The organism is Pseudomonas bananamidigenes (genome assembly GCF_001679645.1).
In the GTDB taxonomy this organism is placed as follows: Bacteria; Pseudomonadota; Gammaproteobacteria; order Pseudomonadales; family Pseudomonadaceae; genus Aquipseudomonas; species Aquipseudomonas bananamidigenes.
In genome coordinates, this window is record NZ_LRUN01000030.1 from 1 (window position 1) to 19981 (window position 19981).

The following is a 19981-nucleotide window of genomic DNA, read 5'->3' on the forward strand; positions in this document are numbered from 1 at the left end:
CCACAGGTGCACGCGTTCCATTGTGGGAGCGAGCTTGCTCGCGAAGGGGCCGGAACAGTCGGCCTAGACTTTTGGCATCGTCGCAATCATCGACGGCCGCTGGCTCACCTCGAAGTACCAGTGGGCCAGTTGCGGGTTGGCCTCACGCCAGCCGAAATCCGCAAAGCGCAGATCCAGATAGCCCAACGCACAGGCCACGCTGATCGCGGCGATGTCGAAATGACTGGTCAGTTCGGCAATGGCGTCGCGCTCCAGCAGCGCCAGGGTGCGGCGAATCTTGTCGCGCTGGGCTTCGAGCCATTCGTCCCAATGCTTCTCCGGGGCGCGCAGCACTTGTTCATAACGCACCAAGACGGAGGCGTCCATGACCCCGTCGGCCATCGAGGCCAGGGTCAGGCGCCGCCAGCGGGCCGAGCCGTCGCGAGGGATCAGTGGATTGCCGACGTGCTGGTGGTCGAGGTAGTCGAGGATCACCCGGCTGTCATGAATGACATTGCCGTCGGCCAGACGCAGGGCCGGGATCTTGCCCAGCGGGTTGTCGTCGTTCAGCGCAGCATCGGGACTGACCGGTGTCAGGACGCAGTCCTGCAGGGCGACGCGATCCTGCTGGCCGGTCTCGTGCAGCAGCACCATGACTTTGCGCACGAACGGGGACAGGTTGTTGTGGAACAGGGTCATGCTGGGAGCGGACATCGGCAGGGTCTCGGTCAAGGGCAATGAACGGGCAGCATAGCCTGTCAGCGCCTTGGCTCAAGCCTTTTGTGGGAGCAGGCTCGCTCCCACAGGTTTTTCAGCTTCGCCACAGCAGACCGCGCAAGGCGAGTGCGGCCGGCACACCCAGACCGATCCAGCTCAAGCCGTCCCAGATTCCGTCGCCCAGCAGTGCGGCGAACAGCCCCGCCGCGCTGAGCAACGCGATCACCAGCGGTGTGCTGAAGACTTTCCAGAAGTTCGACTGACGCGGTTTCATGCCGAAGCCTCCGCCGTTTCCGTCACCGGTTTTGCCGCCTTGCGCCGCACCAGCCACAAGTACACGCCGCTGCCGAGAACGATGATGGTCAGCACATCGAGGGTGGCCCAGAGGATCTTCATCGGCATGCCGCCGTAGTCGCCAAAGTGCAGCGGTTGCGACATGCCCATGGCGTCCATGTACCACGGTCGTTCGGCTACCGCCGTGACCTGCAGGGTGCTGGCGTCGATCAGCACCGGCGTCAGCAGATGCGAAGTCAGGTGGGTGCCGCCCTTCATGAACACCGAGTAATGGTGCTCGCTGGAAAACCGCGTGCCGGGGAAGGCGATGAAGTCCGCTTTCATCCCCGGTGCGACTTCGCCGGCGATGTCCAGCAGGCGGGTGGCAGGGGCGAGGTGAGTCAGCGGCGGGGCATCGCGGTAGGGCGCGATCATGGCGTTGAGCGAGTCGTTGCGCCAGGCCGCGATGATCAGGTCGGCACAGGCGCTGATCACCCCGGTGACGCCGACCACCAGCGCCCAGGTCAGGGTCACCACGCCGATAAGATTGTGCAGGTCGAGCCAGCGCAGTCGGGTGGATTTGTCCCGGCGCACGGTGGCGAAATCCAGGCGACGCATGAACGGCAAGTACAACACCGTCCCGGAGACGATCGCCACCACGAACAGCACACCCATGAACGCCAGCAGCAACTTGCCCGGCAGGCCTGCGAACATGTCGACGTGCAGACGCAGGATGAACAGCATCAGTCCGCCGTTGGCCGCAGGCGTTTCCAGGACTTCGCCGGTGCGGGCGTCGAGCATGAAGGTGTGCGAGGAATTCGGCTCGGTGCCGGCGGTTTTCGCCATGATCGTCAGCACGGCGTTGGGCTCGTCGTCTTCGAAACCGAAGTACTGCACGACGTCGCCGGGGCGATGGGCCTCGGCGGCCTGCACCAGTTGCGCCAGGTCGAGGTGCGGCGTGTCGGCCGGCATCTCCCGCACTTCGGGGGCGTCACCGAGCAGATGCTCGATCTCATGATGAAAGATCAGCGGCAGGCCGGTCAGGGCCAGCAGCAGCAAAAACACGGTGCAGATCAGGCTGGTCCAGGTGTGGATGAACGACCAGCGACGGATTGTTTTACTTTTCATTTCATGACCTTCAAAAGCACCAAAGCCGTCCACGAGGGACGGCCTGGTTGCGGCACCTGTTCCAGCTCAAGCCATTACCATTTGTAGGTGGCACTGGCGACGACACTGCGCTGGTCGCCGTAGTAGCAGTAGAAGCTGTCGCAGGTGGAAATGTAGTCCTTGTCGAACAGGTTGGTGGCGTTGACTGCCAGCGATGCGCCTTTGAGGCTGTTGTCCAGACGACCGAGATCGTAGTGCACGCTGGCATCGAACACGGTGTAGGCGTCTGCCTTGCCCAGCCAGGTGTTGGCCTTGTCGCCGTAGGTGTTGCCGGTGTAGCGCACGCCACCACCGATACCGAAACCATCGAGCACGCCGCTGTGCCAGGTGTAGTCAGTCCATAGCGAAGCCTGCTGGTTCGGCATCAGTTGCAGGCGGTTGCCCTTGTCGACGCCGTTCTGCACTTCGGACTTGGCCAGGGTGTAGGCGGCGATGACTTTCAGGTTGTCGGTGACGTCGGAGGTGGCTTCCAGTTCCAGGCCCTTGACCTTCACTTCGCCGGTCTGGCTGGTGATCGATACGCCATTGACGAAGGAACTCACCGAGACGTTTTTCTGGGTCAGGTCATACACCGCAGCGCTGAGCAGGGTTTTGCTGCCCGGTGGCTGGTATTTGATCCCCAGTTCCCACTGTTTGCCTTCGGTCGGCTTGAGCGATTCCGTGGAGGAGGCGTCGGCGCCACTGGTGGGCTGGAAGGACTCGGCGTAGGAAAGGTACGGCACGAAGCCCGAGTCGAACACGTAGCTCAGTGCGGCGTTGCCGCTGAAGGCCTTGTCGCGGTCGGTGTTGGTCGCATCGCCCTTGTTGATGAACTTCGTGCCGGTGTGCACCCAGTCTTCACGGCCACCGAGGGTCAGGCGCCACTGGTCGAGGGCCATCTGGTCCTGCACGTAAAGACCGGTCTGGTAAGTTTTCTGGTCGTAGTCGTAGAACGCGGTGGAGCGTGCCGGACGCACGATCGGCTGACCATAGATCGGCTTGAGCACGTTGGTGGTCAGGCCGTCACCGAAGATCGAGGTGTAGTTGGTGTTGCTGCGCTGGTGATCCAGACCCAGCAACAGGGTGTGGCGAATGTCACCGGTGGCGAAGTCGGCCTGGAAGTTGTTGTCCACGGCGAACTGGCTGATGTCCTCTTCGACACTGGTGCTGGTACGACCGACATTGCCGGCGTCGTCCACCTGGGTGTACGGATACGAACCCGGGGTCAGGCTCTGGAACGACAGGTCCGACTTGGTGTAGCGCAGGTTCTGCTTGAACTGCCACACATCGTTCAGGCGATGTTCGAAGGCATAACCCAACGCGTAGTAGGTGCGGTCGTAGTATTCCCAGTCCGGATCGCCGAGGTTCTTGTGATGGGACACCTTGCCGAACGGCATATCGATCCTGGTGCCCTGCACCGGCAGGAACTGGCTGGTGATGCCGGTATCGTCGCGGGTGAACTGGGTCAGCAGGGTGAATCTGGTGTCGTCGTCGATGTTCCAGGTCAGGCTCGGCGCGATGTTGTAGCGCTTGTTATCGACATGATCGACCTGCGTGTCGCTGTCGCGCACCACACCGCTGAGGCCGTAGAGAAACTGCCCGGCGTCGTCGATCTTGCCGGTGCTGGCGAAGTTGATCTGACGGTGATTGTCGCTGCCGTACTGCAACTGGATCTCGCTGCTCTGCACATCGCTCGGACGGCGGCTGACCATGTCCAGCAGACCGCCCGGCGGGGTCTGGCCGTAAACCGACGAGGCCGGGCCGCGCAGAAGGGCAAGGCGGTCGAGGTTCCAGGTTTCCTGTTTCGGGTTGGCGTACACGCCTTTGGGCAGTGGCAGGCCGTCGAGGAACTGGGTCGGTTCGAAACCGCGCACCCGCAGCCAGTCGGAGCGGGTGTCGCTGCCATAGCTGCTGGCGGTGATGCCCGGCATGTAGCGCACGGCGTCATCGAGGCTGTGGACGCTGCGGTCGTCCATCTGCTGGCGAGTGGCTACGGAGATCGAGCGCGGTGCTTCGACCAGTGCGGTATCGGTCTTGGTGCCGGCGGCGGTGCGGGTGGCGGTATAGCCCTCGACCGGGCCCCAGGCACTTTCCATGTTTTCCACACTGATCACGGAAGTTTCCGGCAACGCCACCACGCCCTCCGGCACGGCAACCAGCGTGTAGGTTCCGGCGCTGCTCTGTTGCAGTTGCAGACCGGTGCCCAGCAGAGCTGCGCGCAGGGCTCCCGCCGCGTCATATTGACCATTGACCGGGGCCGAGGTCTTGCCTGCGGCCAGTGCCGGGCTCAGCGACAGCGCAAGGCCGCCCTGGCTGGCGATCTGATTGAGGGTGGTCGCCAGTGGTGCGGCCGGCAGGTTGTAGGCGCGAACGCTCGATGCCTGTTCAGCAGCGATCGACGGGCTGCTGGCCAGCGGTGTGCAGAGGGCAATGGCGACCGCCAGCAAACTGGGGCGCAACAAGGTGTCTAGCGAACGGGACATACGGCGGCTCCTGAATGGAAATATTTCTCAATTGCCTGTGTGCCGGACGAGATTCGAAAAGTGATAGGGCTGGATGAAAATAATTTCGATTAACGGACGGCATGGCGGCTGAAGTCAGCTGAAAGTCCGTTTTCATTGGGGGGGACGGGATTTTTATCAGGGCTTCGGATCAGCCTTGGCCACGGTGACCCACCAGGGGGTGTGCTGTTCGATCTGCACCGGCAGGGTCGGTAACAAGGCGTTCAGGGCCTTGTCGGTATCGTGCAGCGGGAAACTGCCGGTGATGCGCAAATCGGCGACTTCCGGCGCTACGCCCAGATGGCCGCGACGATAGCGGCCGAGTTCGTGCACCAGATCGGCCAGGCGCGCGTTGTCCACCACCAACATGCCGCGAGTCCAGGCATCGGCGCCGGGACCGAGCGTCGCAACCGCGTCCAGCCCGTTGTCGCGAATCAACACTTGCTGGCCTTCGCGCAGGATCTGCTCCTGCGGGTCGAATTGCGCATGTGCAGCGACGGCCGACTGCAACACGCTCAGGCGCGTGCCCTGTTCTTCGCGTTTGACCAGAAACCGTGTGCCCAGCGCACGCATACGGCCTTCGCGGGTTTCGACAATGAACGGTCGTGCATCGCCATGGCCGGTTTCGATGAGGATTTCGCCGTCCTGCAACACCACCAGCCGCTGTTTGTCATCAAAGCGCACGTCCATGGCGCTGTGAGTGTTGAGATTGATCACGGTACCGTCCGCCAGCCGCACGGTGCGTTGTTCGCCGGTGGCGGTGCGCTGGTCGGCGAGCCAGTAATCCAGTGGCAGGTAGTGTTCTGCGGCAAACAGCGACAGACCGATCACCGCGACAACGCTGGCCAGACCGCTGCCCAGTTTGCGCACACGCCGCCGGATCCCCTCGCGCGATTGCAGCAACGCAGCGCGGGCCGGGCCGTTGGCCACACTGAAACGCTGATCGAGCATGCCCAACTGGCGCCAGGCCCGGGCGTGCTCTTCGTGGGCGGCGTGCCACTTGGCGAACTCTTCGCGCTCCAGCGGGCTGCTGGAATCGAGGGTCAACTGCCACGCGATCGCGGCATCCAGCACATGGGCCGGGACGGGTCTGGAACTGGCCGGGTTCACGTCGGCTCACCGTACAGGGCGATGTAGCACTGGCGGATGCCCTGAGCCAGATACTGGCGTACACGCGGCACCGACACGCCGAGTCTGTCGGCGATCTCGGCATGGGTCAGACCGTCCAGACGGTTATAGAGGAATGCGGCGCGGGCCTTGGTCGACAATTGGCCGAGCAGGCGATCGATGGCTTTGAGGTCTTCGAGAATCAGTTGCTGCTCTTCCACCGACGGCTGTTCGTCTTCGGGAATCAACATCAGTTCGGCGAGATAGGCCTGCTCCAGCGCGGCACGACGGAAGTAGTCGAACAGCAGGCCTTTGGCGATCGCCACCAGAAACGCCCGGGGCTCGCGGGGCGTCAACAGTTCCTCGCGGCCGAGCAGGCGGACGAAGGTGTCCTGGCTCAGGTCTTCTGCACGTTGCGGGCAGGCCACGTTGCGCCGCAGCCAGGCCAGCAGCCAGCTGCGATGGTCGCGATACAACGCACCGACGAGCTCACTGTGAGGGCTTTGGGCTGACGACACGAAGGCACCGACTGGGAAATGTTAACCAACGAGAATTGTTCGCGATTGTGGCAGAGGTGGGAATGGTTAGCAATTGGCCACCGGTCGGGTTGTCGGGGCGACAACCCCGGACCTCAGAACGAATGTGTCTGCTGACGGCGCTTCCACTGACTCAGGCGTTGCTGCAGATTCAGCGGGCTGTGAATCTGTTGCTGACGCGCGCGGCTGAACAGAATCAACGCCAGCTCTGCGGTTGCCAGTGCGTCGGCGCTGGCATGGTGACGCTCGAACACATCGAGCCTGAACCAGTTGATCCAATCGTCCAGACCGGCTTCGCGGATGTGCGCCTGCGGACAAACCAGCGGCGCAATGTCGGCCACATCGAGAAATACCTGCTGCAGCTTGTGCCCCAGGTGTTCTTTCATGGCCCGGCCCAACATGTGTTGATCGAAGGGCGCATGAAAAGCCAGTACCGGACTGTTCCCCATGAATTCCAACAGGTCGACCAGCGCTTCGGCCGGCTCGCTGCCGGCGGCAATCGCATTCGGCCCCAATCCGTGGATCAAAACGCTGGGGCTGACCTTGAGTTCACGACATTGCAGGGTCCGTTCGAACTGCTGGCCGAAGTCGATGGCGCCGTCCTCGATCACCACCGCGCCAATCGACAGCACCCGATCCTTGTTCAGATTGAGCCCGGTGGTTTCCAGATCCAATACCACCCAGCGTTGCTCGCGCAGACTGCACTCGCTCAGGTCGCGGATCACCGGCAGTTTCCCCAGCCGTCGTTGCAGATCGTCCGCCAGGACCGGGCTGGCCGGACGCAGCCACGAGAACAGGTTCATAGCTGATACCGCACGGTCAGGCTGCTTTGCAGGCGTTGGGCCTGGCGCAGGGATTCGCGCAGGATGCGCCGGTCCAGATGATTGAGGCTGTCGGGATCGACCCGGTTGGAGTACGGCAGGTTTTCCCGCGTCTGTAATTGATGCTGTTGCAGGCGGGTCTGCTGGATGAAGTGGTAGGCCTCTTCGTATGCCGCGCCATCCAGCCGGTCGATGACGTCTTTGTTCACCAGTTGGCGAAAGCGTTCGAGGGTATTGTTGGCGTCGATGCCGTTGGCCAGCGCCAGCAGGCGTGCGCCATCGACAAATGGCGTCAGCCCCTGGATCTTCAGGTCCAGCGTGGCTTTCTCGCCGTTCTTTTTCGTCAGCACAAACTCACGGAAACGCCCCACCGGAGGACGGTTGCGCAAGGCGTTCTCGGCCATCATCCGCTGGAACAGTCGATTGTCGCCGACCTGATCCAGGATGCCCCGGCGCAGTTGCGCGCAACCCTGCTCGTCGCCCCAGACCACCCGCAGATCGAAATAGATGCTGGAGCCCAGCAGGTTCTCCGGCGTCGCTTCGCGGATGAACGCGGCAAAGCGCCGGGCCCATTCGGCGCGGGACAGACACAATTGCGGATTGCCGGCCATGACGTTGCCCTTGCACAGGGTGAAGCCGCATTGCGCCAGGCTGTTATTGATCTGTTGCGCAATGGGCAGCAACTTGCCGCGAATCTCCGCCGCATGCGCGGCATCCCGCGCCTCGAACAGAATGCCGTTGTCCTGATCGGTGTGCAGGGTTTGCTCGCGCCGGCCTTCGCTGCCGAAGCACAGCCAACTGAACGGCACACCGGGGTCGCCTTTATCGGCGAGGGTCAGCTCGATCACCCGGCACACGGTGTGATCGTTGAGCAGGGTGATGATGTGAGTGATCTGGGTCGAGGACGCACCGTGAGCCAGCATGCGCTCCACCAGTTGGCCGATCTCGCCACGCAGATTCACCAGTTGTTCAACTCGCTGGGCGCTGCGGATGGTGCGCGCCAGGTGCACCAGATCGACCCGCTGCAGTGAAAACAGATCCCGTTCTGAAACCACGCCGCACAGGCGTTGCTCCTTGACCAGGCAAACGTGGGCGATGTGTCGCTCGGTCATCGCAATCGCCGCGTCGAAGGCGCTGTGATCCGGCGACAGATAAAACGGCGAGGGTGTCATGTGGCGTTCGATGGGATCGTTGAAGTCGCCAATACCTTCAGCTACCACATGACGCAGGTCGCGCAGGGTGAAAATCCCCAGCGGCGCCTTGTGCTCATCCACCGCGACGATGCTGCCGACCTGTTGCTCGTGCATCAGCTTCACCGCTTCGCGTAGCGCAGTGGTCGGGCTGCAGGTGACTGGATGACGCATGGCCAATTCGCCGAGACGGGTATTGAGTGAATACTGGGTGCCGAGGGTTTCCACGGCTTTTTGCTGGACCTGCTGGTTGACCTGGTCGAGCAGGCTGCTCACCCCGCGCAAGGCGAAATCGCGGAAAGTATTGGAGAGGGCGAACAGCTTGATGAACGCCAGTTTGTTCAGTTGCAGGCAGAAGGTGTCTTCGCCGGCGAGGTGTTCGGTGCGGGTCGCCCGCTCGCCGAGCAGCGCGGCGAGGGGAAAACACTCGCCGGTGGTGATTTCAAACGTGGTTTCGGTGCCGCCCTTGGCCGTGTGCGGACGCTCGCCGACCACCCGGCCCTGCTTGACGATATAGAAGTGTTCGACCGGCCCGTCGGCGGGTTTGATGATGCTTTCGCCCTGACCGTAAAAGCGCAGTTGGCATTGTTCCACCAGATAAGCGAGGTGGGCGTGTTCCATCTGATTGAAAGGGGGGAAGCGCTGAAGGAATTGCAATGTGCCCTGAATGTTCTGCAACACCGCGGTTTTCCCTGCCTGGGTGAAGGCGTCCGCTTTACTCATAACCATTACCGCAGTCTTTTTCGAATTGTTGTTATCGGATCGTTGCAGCCATGGTCGGCTCCCGGGCGCGGGGTGCCCATTGGACGTAAGTCTAGGTTTTCACGACCGTCGGGCGGTTTCGGACATACCCTACAGAAATACTCGGAATTTCCTCGGTTCGCCTATTGGAAAAGTTTCCGACGAAGTGCACATTGAAGCTCTGCCCTGCGATGTCTGACCACTGTGCCAGAGGATCGATTTCGAAAATGTAGAGAATGCCATGTCCGACCACGATATTTTGAGCGACGCCGAACAGGAGGCGCTGCGGGAACTGATGTTCGAGCCCGAATTGCCTCCTCAGCGGGTTTTGATCGTCGATGACGACAAGGACGCTCGAGAACTGCTGGCGGATATTCTCGGTCTGGACGGCATTGACTGCGTAACGGCCGCCAGCGGCGAAGAAGCGCTGAGGATGTTGATGCCCGATACGGATAACCGGCGACGGATCGGGCTGGTGATCACTGACCTGCGCATGGGAAATGTGGGAGGGCTGGAACTGATCCGGCGGGTGCGGGAATCTGAACGCGCCGCACTGCCGATCATCATTGTCTCCGGCGATGCATCGGTGAAGGATGCCATCGCGGCAATGCACCTCAGCGTGGTGGATTTTCTGCTCAAGCCGATTGATACGGCGAAGTTGCTGGGGCTGGTCAAACATGAACTGGGGATCGAGCCCTGGGGATAGCGACCCAAACGAAAAAGCCCTGATCGAAGGATCAGGGCTTTTTCATGTCCGGAGTCCGCGCAGGTTACAGGCCGTTGGCAGCCTTGAACTCGCGACGACGACGGTGCAGGACCGGCTCGGTGTAGCCGTTCGGCTGTTTGGTGCCTTCGATCACCAGTTCGACCGCTGCCTGGAAGGCGATGTTGCTGTCGAAGTCCGGTGCCAGCGGACGGTACAGCGGATCGTTGGCGTTCTGACGGTCGACCACCGGCGCCATGCGCTTGAGGCTTTCCATCACTTGCGCTTCGGTCACGATGCCGTGGCGCAGCCAGTTGGCGATGTGCTGGCTGGAAATGCGCAGCGTTGCACGGTCTTCCATCAGGCCGACGTCGTTGATGTCCGGCACTTTCGAGCAACCCACGCCCTGATCGATCCAGCGCACCACGTAACCGAGAATGCCCTGGGCGTTGTTGTCCAGTTCATTCTTGATCTGCTCCGGCGTCCAGTCCGGCTTGACCGCCAGCGGGATGGTCAGAATGTCATCGACCGAAGCGCGGGCACGTTTGGCCAGCTCGGCCTGACGGGCGAACACGTCGACCTTGTGGTAGTGCAGCGCGTGCAGCGCGGCGGCGGTCGGCGACGGAACCCAGGCCGTGTTGGCGCCGGCCAGCGGGTGAGCGATTTTCTGTTCGAGCATCGCCGCCATCAGGTCGGGCATCGCCCACATGCCTTTACCGATTTGCGCACGACCCTGCAGGCCGGTGCTCAGACCGATATCGACGTTCCAGTTTTCGTAGGCACCGATCCATTTCTCGGCCTTCATGTCGGCCTTGCGCACCATCGGGCCGGCTTCCATGGAGGTGTGGATTTCGTCGCCGGTGCGGTCGAGGAAACCGGTGTTGATGAACACCACGCGCTCGCTGGCCGCCTGGATGCAGGCCTTGAGGTTGACCGTGGTACGGCGTTCCTCGTCCATGATCCCGACCTTCAAGGTGTTGCGCTTGAGGCCCAGCACGTCTTCGATACGACCGAACAGCTCGTTGGTGAACGCCGCTTCTTCCGGGCCGTGCATTTTCGGTTTGACGATGTAGACCGAACCGGTGCGGGTGTTCTTGCGCGAGGTGTTGCCGCTCAGGTTGTGCATCGCCGCCAGGCAAGTCACCAGACCGTCGAGGATGCCTTCCGGTACTTCATTGCCGTGTTTGTCGAGGATCGCGTCGATGGTCATCAGGTGACCGACGTTGCGCACGAACAGCAGCGAGCGGCCGTGCAGCGTCAGTTCGCTGCCGTCGACTCTGGTGTAGGTGCGATCCGGGTTCATGGTGCGGGTGAAGGTCTGACCGCCCTTGGTGACGGATTCCGCCAGGTCGCCCTTCATCAGGCCCAGCCAGTTGCGGTAGATCACCACCTTGTCGTCGGCATCGACGGCGGCGACGGAGTCTTCGCAGTCCATGATGGTGGTCAGTGCCGCTTCCATCAGGATGTCCTTGACGCCGGCGGCGTCGGTCTGGCCGACCGGGGTGCTGGCATCGATCTGGATTTCGAAATGCAGACCGTTGTTCTTCAGCAGGATCGCGATCGGTGCCGATGCATCGCCCTGGAAGCCGATCAGTTGTGCGTCGTTGCGCAGGCCGCTGTTGCTGCCTCCCTTGAGGGTAACGACCAGTTTGCCGTCAGCAATCTTGTAACCGGTGGAGTCGACGTGGGAGCCGGCCGCCAGAGGTGCCGCTTCGTCGAGGAAGGCGCGGGCGAAGGCGATGACCTTGTCGCCGCGCACCTTGTTGTAGCCTTTGCCTTTTTCCGCGCCGCCGGCTTCGCTGATGGCGTCGGTGCCGTACAGGGCGTCGTACAGCGAGCCCCAGCGGGCGTTCGAGGCGTTGAGGGCGAAGCGGGCGTTCATCACCGGAACCACGAGTTGCGGGCCGGCGGTACGGGCGATTTCGTCATCGACGTTTTGCGTCGTTGCCTGGAAATCAGCCGCTTCTGGCAGCAGATAACCGATCTCTTGCAGGAAGGCTTTGTAGGCCACGGCGTCGTGCGGCTGACCGGCACGGCTCTGGTGCCAGCCGTCAATACGGGCCTGGAAGTCGTCGCGTTTGGCGAGTAGGGCTTTGTTCTTGGGCGCCAGGTCGTGAATGACCTTGTCGGCACCTTCCCAGAATTTTTCGGCGGTGAGGCCGGTACCGGGAATGGCTTCGTTGTTCACGAAGTCGAACAGGACTTTGGCGACCTGCAGGCCACCGACTTGAACGTGTTCAGTCATTGCTTGCCTCACTCTGCTCAGCTATTTCGCTTTTCAGCTCTTCAATTTAACAATGAAGCCTCTGGCCATTTAAACCACAAACCCCTCGACCAGTACATGCCATCGCTGGCGGCTGGGCTGGGACCAATCAACGGCTTGGGGGCCTTGCTGACGGGGCTTTCAGGGTTGCGAACGTGCCTTGGGCAGACATCGATCCAACGTTATGTAGTGCGCGCTGCGGCATACTACATGATGAGTTGCGGTTGTGAAAATCAGACTAATTACGTCGTTCTGCGACCCCATGACGCATTGCGGTCACGGCGCGGAACGGGATGTTCTCAAAAAACCAATGGATTGTTCCAGTTAAATATAAAAAGTTGTACACGATTTGTGATTTCGAGCGTCTGAGGCGCCGCTCGAACCCTTGCCTATACTTGGTTTTCCACTACAAGCGTCATGAGAAGAGGGCTGCGCCATGGATCACCTCGTACTCACCGTCTTCGCGCCGGACAAGCCCGGACAGGTCGAGCGCATCGCCCAATGCATCGCCGAGCACGGCGGCAACTGGCTGGAAAGCCGCATGTCACGGATGGCCGGACAGTTCGCCGGGATTCTGCGAGTCGGGGTGCCGGCGGAGGCTTACGACGAATTAGTCGATGCCTTACAGGCGCTGTCGGCACAGGGCATTCGTGTGCTGGTGGCCGAAAGCGGAATCGAACAGGCGTGCACCTGGAAGCCGATCGCCATGGAACTGGTGGGGAATGATCGTCCGGGCATCGTGCGTGACATCACCCGATTACTGAGCGAGCAGGGCGTGAACCTCGAGCGACTGGTGACCGAAGTACGTCCGGCGCCGATGAGCAGCGAGCCGTTGTTTCATGCCGAGGCGATTCTGGCCTTGCCGCTCACCTTGTCGCTGGACGTGTTGAAATCACGTCTGGAGACCCTGGCTGATGACTTGATGGTGGAATTGAGTCTGCGTGCAGAAGAATGAAACGTCGTGGCAGGTTATCCAGTGATAACGTGCATCCGCTTGTGGATAACCTGTAGAGACTGACTTCCAGGCCACGCCCGCCGTGGCTTTGCCAAGATTGATCAAAAAACCGCCAGCATTCAGTGACTTGCGCACAAACGGCGGGGATCACGCTGTGGATAACCTTGGGAAGGAACGGTGCAGGCCACGAGAACCGTGGCCTGTGGAGGGTTGTTTGTTTTTTGATCAGTTGCGCCGGCGCAGACTTATCCACGCATCGACGCTGTACACCGCCAGACCGGCCCAGATAAACATGAACGCAATCAGCGTGCTGGACGACAAGTGCTCGCCGAACAGCAGCACGGCTTGCAGCAGCACCAGGGTCGGCGCCAGATACTGGAGGAAACCGAGGGTGGTGTAAGGCAGGTGTCGTGCGGCCGCGTTGAAGCAGACCAGCGGAATGAGCGTCACCGGACCGGCCGCCACCAGCCACCAGGCCTCGGAGGTGGTCCAGAAGGTGGCCTGGGCGCTGGTAGCGGTCGGATTCAGCAGCAGCCACGCGAGGGCAATCGGCACCAGCATCCAGGTTTCCACCACCAGCCCCGGCAATGCCTTGACCGGCGCCTGTTTGCGGATCAACCCGTAGAAACCGAAAGTCAGCGCCAGCACCAGTGACACCCACGGCAGACTGCCCACTTGCCACACCTGCTGCGCCACGCCCACGGCGGCCAGGCCGACGGCGATCCATTGCATCCGCCGCAGACGCTCGCCGAGGATCAGCATGCCCAGCAACACGTTCACCAACGGGTTGATGTAGTAACCCAGACTCGCTTCAAGCATCCGGCCATTGTTCACCGACCACACGTAAGTCAGCCAGTTGGCCGCGATCAACGTGCCGCTGAGCGCAAGAATCGCCAGGCGTTTCGGATTGTCGCGCAGTTCCTGCCACCAGCCCGGATGTTTCCAGACCAGCAGCAACAGCCCGCCGAACAGCGCAGACCACAGCACGCGGTGAATGATGATCTCCACCGCCGGCACTTCGGCGATGGCTTTGAAGTAAAGCGGGAAAAGGCCCCAGATGATGTAGGCACTCAGGCCCAGAATGTACCCGCGACGCGGGTTGGCGGCTTGCATGCAGAGTCCTTGCTCAGGCAACTGACAAAGCGGTGATTGTACGGGCAGTTGTATAGACGTGTCGTGTCAGAAAAGCTTCAGCGGCTCTTCATTCAACGCCGCCAGCTGTTCACGCAACGCCAGCACCTGATCGCCCCAATACCGCTCGCTGCCGAACCACGGAAAACTGTGGGGGAACGCCGGATCATCCCAGCGTCGGGCCAGCCAGGCGCTGTAGTGCATCAGGCGCAGGGCGCGCAGCGGTTCGATCAGCGCCAGTTCGCGCGGATCGAAATCGTGGAATTCGTTGTAACCGTCCATCAATTCCGACAACTGTACGAGACATTCCTGACGGTCGCCGGCGAGCATCATCCAGATGTCCTGCACCGCCGGGCCCATGCGGCAGTCGTCGAGGTCGACGATGTAGAACATCTCGTCGCGGCACATCATGTTGCCGGGGTGGCAGTCGCCGTGCATGCGGATGTTCCGGTGCGGCGTGGCGGCGTAGATGTCTTCCACCCGCTTGAGCAAATCGCGGGCGACGGACTCATAGGCCGGCAACAGGCTTTTGGGGATGAAGTCGCCTTCCAGCAAAGTGCGCAGCGAGTCATGGCCGAAGTTCTTCACGGTCAGCGCTTCGCGATGTTCGAAAGGCCTGGTTTCGCCGACCGCGTGCATGCGCCCGAGCAACTGGCCGAGACGATACAACTGATCGAGATTGCCGGGCTCCGGCGCCCGGCCACCGCGTCGGGGAAACAGGGTGAAACGAAAACCGGCGTGTTCGTGCAGGGTCTGGCCGTTGTGGACAAGTGGCGCCACCACCGGGATCTCGACGTCTGCCAGTTCGAAGGTGAACCGGTGTTCTTCGAGAATGGCTTCGTTGCTCCAGCGCTGCGGGCGATAGAACTTGGCGATCAGCGGTTCGGCGTCTTCGATGCCGATCTGATAGACGCGGTTTTCGTAACTGTTGAGCGGCAGGATGCGCGCGTCGCTGAGAAAACCGATGCTTTCGACGGCATCGAGCACGAGGTCTGGGGTGAGGGTTTCAAACGGGTGGGCCATGCTGACTCCTGCGCGCGGCAGGCTGCCGCGTCCGGCCCAGCATGGTAGCGCAGATGGCAGCGGGTTAGTTGGTCGGTGTCTGATCGGGTCTTCGTCGGAACGCCGCCCGGAGCAGGCTCGCTCTCACATTTGGAATCCCCTGTGGGAGCGAGCTTGCTCGCGATGAGGCCCAATCAGGCGCCGATGATCCCGCCATCCTCGCGGGTAATCGCCATCACCGAAGAGCGCGGCTTGCCGTTCGGCAAATGCTCGGGGAAGGTCGAACCGCCGTTCTCGCCCGGATGCTGAATCCCGACAAACAGGGTTTTCTGGTCAGGCGAGAAGGTGATTCCGGTGACCTCGCAACCGATCGGCCCGACCATGAACCGGCGAATCTCTCCGCTCCTGGGGTCGGCGCAGAGCATCTGGTTGTTGCCCATCCCGGCAAAGTCCCCGGCGTTGCTCGAATCACCGTCGGTGAGAATCCACAGTCGGCCCGCCTTGTCGAAACCGAGGCCGTCCGGGCTGTTGAACATGTTCTGCGGGGTGATGTTCGACGAGCCGCCCTTTGGCGTTCCGGCGTGCACGCTCGGGTTGCCGGCGACCACGAACAGATCCCAGGCAAAGGTTCTGGAGCCGTGATCATCGCGGTCGGTACGCCAGCGCAGAATCTGCCCGTAGACGTTCTTCTCGCGCGGGTTCGGACCACCCACCGGTTGCCCGTCTTCGCCGCGTTTGGCGTTGTTGGTCAGGGTGCAATAGACCTGGCCGTCTTTCGGGCTGACCACGATCCACTCCGGACGGTCCATGCGTGTGGCGCCGACTACGCTGGCTGCCAGGCGTGCGTGGATCAGCACTTCAGCCTGATCGGCAAAACCGCTGCTGGCGTCGATGCCGTTCTTGCCGTGGGTCAGTTCGATCCACTGGCCCTGGCCTTTCGGATGGTCGGGGTTGCCGTCGCCCGCGTCGAACTTCGCCACGTACAGGGTTCCGTGATCGAGGATGTCGCGGTTGGCTTTGGCGTTGCGGTGATTGATGCGGTCGCGGCTGACGAATTTATAGATGAACTCGCCGCGTTCGTCGTCGCCCATGTACACCACGGCGCGACCATCGTCGGTCTCGGCCAGGGCGGCGTTTTCGTGTTTGAAGCGACCGAGGGCGGTACGTTTGACCGGGGTCGACTGCGGATCGAACGGGTCGATTTCCACCACCCAGCCGTGACGGTTCAGCTCGTTCGGGTTCTTCGCCATGTCGAAGCGCGGATCGAACGGATGCCAGTTGATCTCGCGGCTGGCGGCTGTCACGCCGTAGCGTTTCTGCGCCGGGTCGAACTGTTGCTGGGCGTTGCTGCTGCCGAAACAGTCGGTGAAGTTCTCTTCGCAGGTCAGGTAAGTGCCCCACGGCGTCTTGCCGTTGGCGCAGTTCTGGAAGGTGCCGAGAACTTTCCTGCCATGCTTGTCGGCACTGGTTTTCATCAGTTCATGGCCAGCCGCCGGACCGCTGATGCGCAGCGGCGAGTTGCCGTGAATGCGGCGGTTGTAGCGTGAGCCCTGGACGAACTGCCACTGGCCGTTCCTGCGCGCCACTTCGATCACCGACACCCCTTCGCAGGCCAAGGCCTTGCGCACGTCTTCCGCCGACTGCGGCAGACCGCCATGGGGGTAGAGGTAGCGGTAGTTGGTGTATTCGTTGTTGATCGCCATCAGGGCGCGATTTTTGTCGTCCGGAAAGGCGAACAGGCTCATGCCGTCGTTGTTGTCGCCGAACTGCACTTCCTGTGCAGCTGCAGTGCCGTTGCCGCTGGGGTCGAAGGCCGGGCCGTTATTGTGCAGGGGCTGGCCCCAGCTGATCAGTACCGACGACTTGTAGCCCTTGGGCAGGCTGATGACGTCGGTAGTGGCGGCCGGAATGCTGTCGAAGCCGAGCAGGCGGCTGTTGCCGGCGCTGACACCGGTGGCCAGCGCGCTACGGCTCAACAGGCTGCCGCCAAGAAACATCGCCGCACCGCACAGTGCGCCGGCACCGATGAAACCGCGACGGCTCATGCCGACCATTTTTTCCAGGTCTGTGGATTGGTTTTCTTCTAATAGGCTCACATCAGGCTCCCTGCTTGGTTTTGGCAGCCACCTTAATGAGAGGCGATGAAGCTTTTGTTGCAGGGCTTGCGGCTAGAGCGGTGTGCCGATCAGCACATTGGACGGCGAAAATTGCACCCGCACCGGTTGTTCGACGCTCAGTTGGCTGGTGCGCAAGTGCAGCGGCTCAGCCAGGGCGCAGAGTGTCTGGCCATTGGGCAGGGCGATGCGCACTTCGCTGGGGCCGTCCTCGGCATCGAGAATCGCTTCGAGAGTGCCTTCGAGAAGATTGTGACCAGATGTTGCGGCCTGTCCGTTGCCCAACAATTCAAGCCAGCCGGCCTTGATCAATGCCACCACTTCGGTGCCGGTTTGCAGTTCCAGATGCACGGTGCTGTCGTGGGTGATCTGCGCGTCGATGCACAGGCCTTCGGCCAGTTCGAGACGGATCAGGTCATTGCGGCCCTGAGACTCGATGCCGAGGACTTTGCCGCGCAGTTGATTGCGAGCGCTGGTCCTGAGCATCAAACGCCCGAGCAGATCCAGATCGCTGGCGTCTTCGGCAGCTTCCAGCACCTGCGCCTGCAAGGTTTGCAACTTCTGGTAAAGACGCAGCACCCGTTCGCCTTCGCTGGACAGTCTGGCGCCACCGCCGCCCTTGCCACCGACCGCCCGCTCGACCAAGGGTTTTTGTGCGAGGTTGTTCAACTCATCAATGGCATCCCACGCTGCCTTGTAACTCAGGCCCGCGCTTTTGGCGGCGCGGGTGATCGAACCCTGTTCGGCGATGTGTTGCAGCAACGCGATGCGTTGCGGGCGGCGGACGATGTGCTGGGACAACAGGCTGGGCAGAGACATGTCGGGTGCTTTGTGCTGGGCTGATGGAGGAGGACGTTGGCCGCTTGGCGCGTGCGAGTCAAGCCGCGTCGCCCGGTTTCGGTGTGCGGGCCAGGCAGTACACGTCGACCCGTGTGGCGCCGGCGTCCACCAGCAGCCGCGCCAATGCCTGGGCCGTGGCACCGGTGGTCAGTACATCATCGACCAACGCCAGATGCCGGCCGCGCACGTTGGTCTGCGGCAGCAGATTGAAGGCGTTGCGCAGATTGCGTTTGCGCGCCTTGGCATCCAGTGCCTGCTGGGCGTCGGTGTCCTGGATACGTCGCAGGATATGTTCTTCACAGGGCACATCCAGTCGCTTGCCGAGCCACTGCGCGAGCATGGCCGCCTGATTGAAGCCGCGTTGCCGCAGACGCTTGTCCGCCAATGGCACCGGCAGCAAGGCATCCGGGCGCGGGAGGTCTTCGTCGAAGCGATGTTGCAGAAACTGGGCGAAAACCTCGCCCATCAAGTTGCCAAAGGGCCATTTGGCGTTGTGTTTGAAGCGGGTGATCAGGCTGTCCACCGGAAACCCGTAAGACCAGGGCACCACCACCTGTTCGAAGGCGGGCGGATTCCTCAGGCAGTCGCCGCAGGTCAGGCCTGCTGCGGGCAGCGGCAATGCGCAAGTCATGCATTGATCGCCCAGCCAGGGCAGGTCGGTTTCGCATGCGGTGCAGAGGGGGGTATCGGTTTCCGCCGGCTCATCGCAAAGCAAGCAGGATTGGTTGTTATTTAACCAGATGTAAACCTGCATTTCTTGATGTGGTTGACAGTGCATGACTCTTCCTTAAATATGCCGAACATCCGTGTCGTGCCTGTGGGTATTCCGTTTCCCCAGGCGTAAGCCAAGCATAACCAAGGAACCACCCATGAGCGCCAGCACCACTGCCTCCCTGCGTCACGACTGGACTTTGGCCGAAGTCAAAGCACTCTTCGTTCAGCCGTTCAACGACTTGCTGTTCCAGGCGCAGACGGTGCACCGCGCGCATTTCGATGCCAACCGCGTCCAGGTTTCCACCCTGTTGTCGATCAAGACCGGCGCCTGCCCGGAAGATTGCAAATATTGTCCACAGTCGGGTCACTACAACACCGGCCTGGAAAAAGAAAAGCTGATGGAAGTGCAGAAAGTCCTTGAAGAGGCTGCCCGCGCCAAGGCCATTGGCTCGACACGATTCTGCATGGGAGCTGCGTGGAAGCACCCGTCGGCCAAGGACATGCCCTACGTGTTGAAAATGGTCGAAGGCGTTAAGGCCATGGGCCTGGAAACCTGCATGACCCTCGGTCGTCTCGACCAGGAGCAGACCGAAGCTTTGGCCAAGGCCGGCCTCGACTACTACAACCATAACCTCGACACCTCGCCGGAGTTCTACGGCAGCATCATCACCACCCGCACCTACAGCGAGCGTCTGCAGACCCTGGCCTACGTGCGCGATGCCGGCATGAAAATCTGCTCCGGCGGCATCCTCGGCATGGGCGAGTCCCTCGATGACCGCGCGAACCTGCTGATTCAGCTGGCCAACCTGCCGGAGCATCCGGAGTCGGTGCCGATCAACATGCTGGTGAAAGTGGCCGGCACGCCGCTGGAAAACGCCGACGACGTCGATCCGTTCGACTTCATCCGCATGCTCGCCGTGGCGCGGATCCTGATGCCGCAATCCCACGTGCGCCTGTCCGCCGGCCGCGAGGCAATGAACGAGCAGATGCAGGCCCTGGCGTTCTTCGCCGGCGCCAACTCGATTTTCTACGGCGACAAACTGCTGACCACCGCCAACCCGCAGGCCGACAAGGACATGCAGCTGTTCGCACGTCTGGGCATTCAGCCGGAAGCCCGTGAAGAGCATGCCGACGAAGTGCATCAGGCCGCCATCGAGCAGGCGCTGGTGGAACAGAAGAGCAGCGAGCAGTTTTACAACGCGGCGGTCTGATCGCCCGTTCTTCTCAGGTGCTGCTTCGGGCGGCGCC

Annotated in this window: 17 protein-coding genes; 3 read left to right on the plus strand and 14 right to left on the minus strand. The window is 61.8% G+C overall.

The features are described from left to right. Nucleotides 1-63: 63 nt before the first annotated feature. The 8 genes from BBF94_RS11150 to BBF94_RS11185 form a co-directional block, all read right to left on the minus strand. On the minus strand, nucleotides 64-693 hold the full coding sequence (locus tag BBF94_RS11150) for a glutathione S-transferase (RefSeq protein ID WP_065259143.1): 630 nt from the start codon (nucleotides 691-693) through the stop codon (nucleotides 64-66). 97 nt (nucleotides 694-790) lie between these two features. Then, entirely contained in the window at nucleotides 791-970 is a 180-nt protein-coding gene (locus tag BBF94_RS11155; protein WP_065259090.1) for a hypothetical protein, read from the minus strand. Beyond that, nucleotides 967-2097: a PepSY-associated TM helix domain-containing protein gene (locus tag BBF94_RS11160; protein WP_065259144.1), complete on the minus strand. Its 1131-nt coding sequence runs from the start codon at nucleotides 2095-2097 to the stop codon at nucleotides 967-969. Before BBF94_RS11160 ends, BBF94_RS11155 begins: the two co-directional genes overlap by 4 nt. Nucleotides 2098-2171: 74 nt before the next feature. Next, nucleotides 2172-4598, minus strand: a complete 2427-nt coding sequence (locus BBF94_RS11165) for a TonB-dependent siderophore receptor (RefSeq protein ID WP_065259091.1) — start codon at nucleotides 4596-4598, stop codon at nucleotides 2172-2174. A gap of 156 nt (nucleotides 4599-4754) precedes the next feature. Then, nucleotides 4755-5726 carry a FecR domain-containing protein gene (locus BBF94_RS11170; RefSeq protein WP_065259092.1) on the minus strand — a complete coding sequence of 324 codons (972 nt, stop codon included), beginning with the start codon at nucleotides 5724-5726 and terminating at the stop codon, nucleotides 4755-4757. Then, nucleotides 5723-6241: an RNA polymerase sigma factor gene (locus BBF94_RS11175; RefSeq protein ID WP_065259093.1), complete on the minus strand. Its 519-nt coding sequence runs from the start codon at nucleotides 6239-6241 to the stop codon at nucleotides 5723-5725. Before BBF94_RS11175 ends, BBF94_RS11170 begins: the two co-directional genes overlap by 4 nt. Nucleotides 6242-6354: 113 nt before the next feature. Continuing rightward, nucleotides 6355-7062 carry a 3'-5' exonuclease gene (locus BBF94_RS11180; protein ID WP_065259094.1) on the minus strand — a complete coding sequence of 236 codons (708 nt, stop codon included), beginning with the start codon at nucleotides 7060-7062 and terminating at the stop codon, nucleotides 6355-6357. Then, nucleotides 7059-8999, minus strand: coding sequence for a putative nucleotidyltransferase substrate binding domain-containing protein (locus tag BBF94_RS11185; protein ID WP_065259095.1), 1941 nt, complete (start codon nucleotides 8997-8999; stop codon nucleotides 7059-7061). The genes BBF94_RS11180 and BBF94_RS11185 overlap by 4 nt, the downstream gene beginning before the upstream one ends. A gap of 253 nt (nucleotides 9000-9252) precedes the next feature. Here BBF94_RS11185 and BBF94_RS11190 point away from each other — a divergent pair, with 253 nt between their 5' ends. Next, a complete protein-coding gene (locus BBF94_RS11190; RefSeq protein ID WP_065259096.1) occupies nucleotides 9253-9717 on the plus strand; it encodes a response regulator in 465 nt (154 codons plus the stop codon). Between the two features lie 64 nt (nucleotides 9718-9781). Here the strand turns inward: BBF94_RS11190 and BBF94_RS11195 are convergent, their stop codons facing one another. Continuing rightward, on the minus strand, nucleotides 9782-11959 hold the full coding sequence (locus BBF94_RS11195) for a malate synthase G (RefSeq protein WP_065259097.1): 2178 nt from the start codon (nucleotides 11957-11959) through the stop codon (nucleotides 9782-9784). 454 nt (nucleotides 11960-12413) lie between these two features. Here BBF94_RS11195 and BBF94_RS11200 point away from each other — a divergent pair, with 454 nt between their 5' ends. Beyond that, the gene (locus tag BBF94_RS11200; RefSeq protein ID WP_065259098.1) at nucleotides 12414-12932 is read left to right on the plus strand and encodes a glycine cleavage system protein R; all 519 of its coding nucleotides are present in this window, start codon (nucleotides 12414-12416) and stop codon (nucleotides 12930-12932) included. Between the two features lie 225 nt (nucleotides 12933-13157). On the opposite strand, the gene rarD is transcribed toward BBF94_RS11200, so the two are convergent. From rarD to BBF94_RS11225, 5 genes are all read right to left on the minus strand, one after another. Next, nucleotides 13158-14045, minus strand: a complete 888-nt coding sequence (gene rarD, locus BBF94_RS11205) for an EamA family transporter RarD (protein ID WP_065259099.1) — start codon at nucleotides 14043-14045, stop codon at nucleotides 13158-13160. Nucleotides 14046-14111: 66 nt separating this feature from the next. After that, the gene (locus BBF94_RS11210) at nucleotides 14112-15086 is read right to left on the minus strand and encodes a serine/threonine protein kinase (RefSeq protein ID WP_065259100.1); all 975 of its coding nucleotides are present in this window, start codon (nucleotides 15084-15086) and stop codon (nucleotides 14112-14114) included. A 173-nt stretch (nucleotides 15087-15259) separates the two neighbouring features. Next, on the minus strand, nucleotides 15260-17161 hold the full coding sequence (locus BBF94_RS11215) for a PhoX family protein (protein ID WP_065259101.1): 1902 nt from the start codon (nucleotides 17159-17161) through the stop codon (nucleotides 15260-15262). A gap of 72 nt (nucleotides 17162-17233) precedes the next feature. Next, on the minus strand, nucleotides 17234-17998 hold the full coding sequence (locus tag BBF94_RS11220) for a TOBE domain-containing protein (RefSeq protein WP_065259102.1): 765 nt from the start codon (nucleotides 17996-17998) through the stop codon (nucleotides 17234-17236). Nucleotides 17999-18056: 58 nt separating this feature from the next. Continuing rightward, a complete protein-coding gene (locus tag BBF94_RS11225) occupies nucleotides 18057-18797 on the minus strand; it encodes a ComF family protein (protein WP_065259103.1) in 741 nt (246 codons plus the stop codon). Nucleotides 18798-18888: 91 nt separating this feature from the next. On the opposite strand from BBF94_RS11225, the gene bioB reads away from it, so the two are divergent. Beyond that, a complete protein-coding gene (bioB, locus tag BBF94_RS11230; protein WP_065259104.1) occupies nucleotides 18889-19944 on the plus strand; it encodes a biotin synthase BioB in 1056 nt (351 codons plus the stop codon). The last annotated feature ends 37 nt before the right edge of the window (nucleotides 19945-19981 follow it).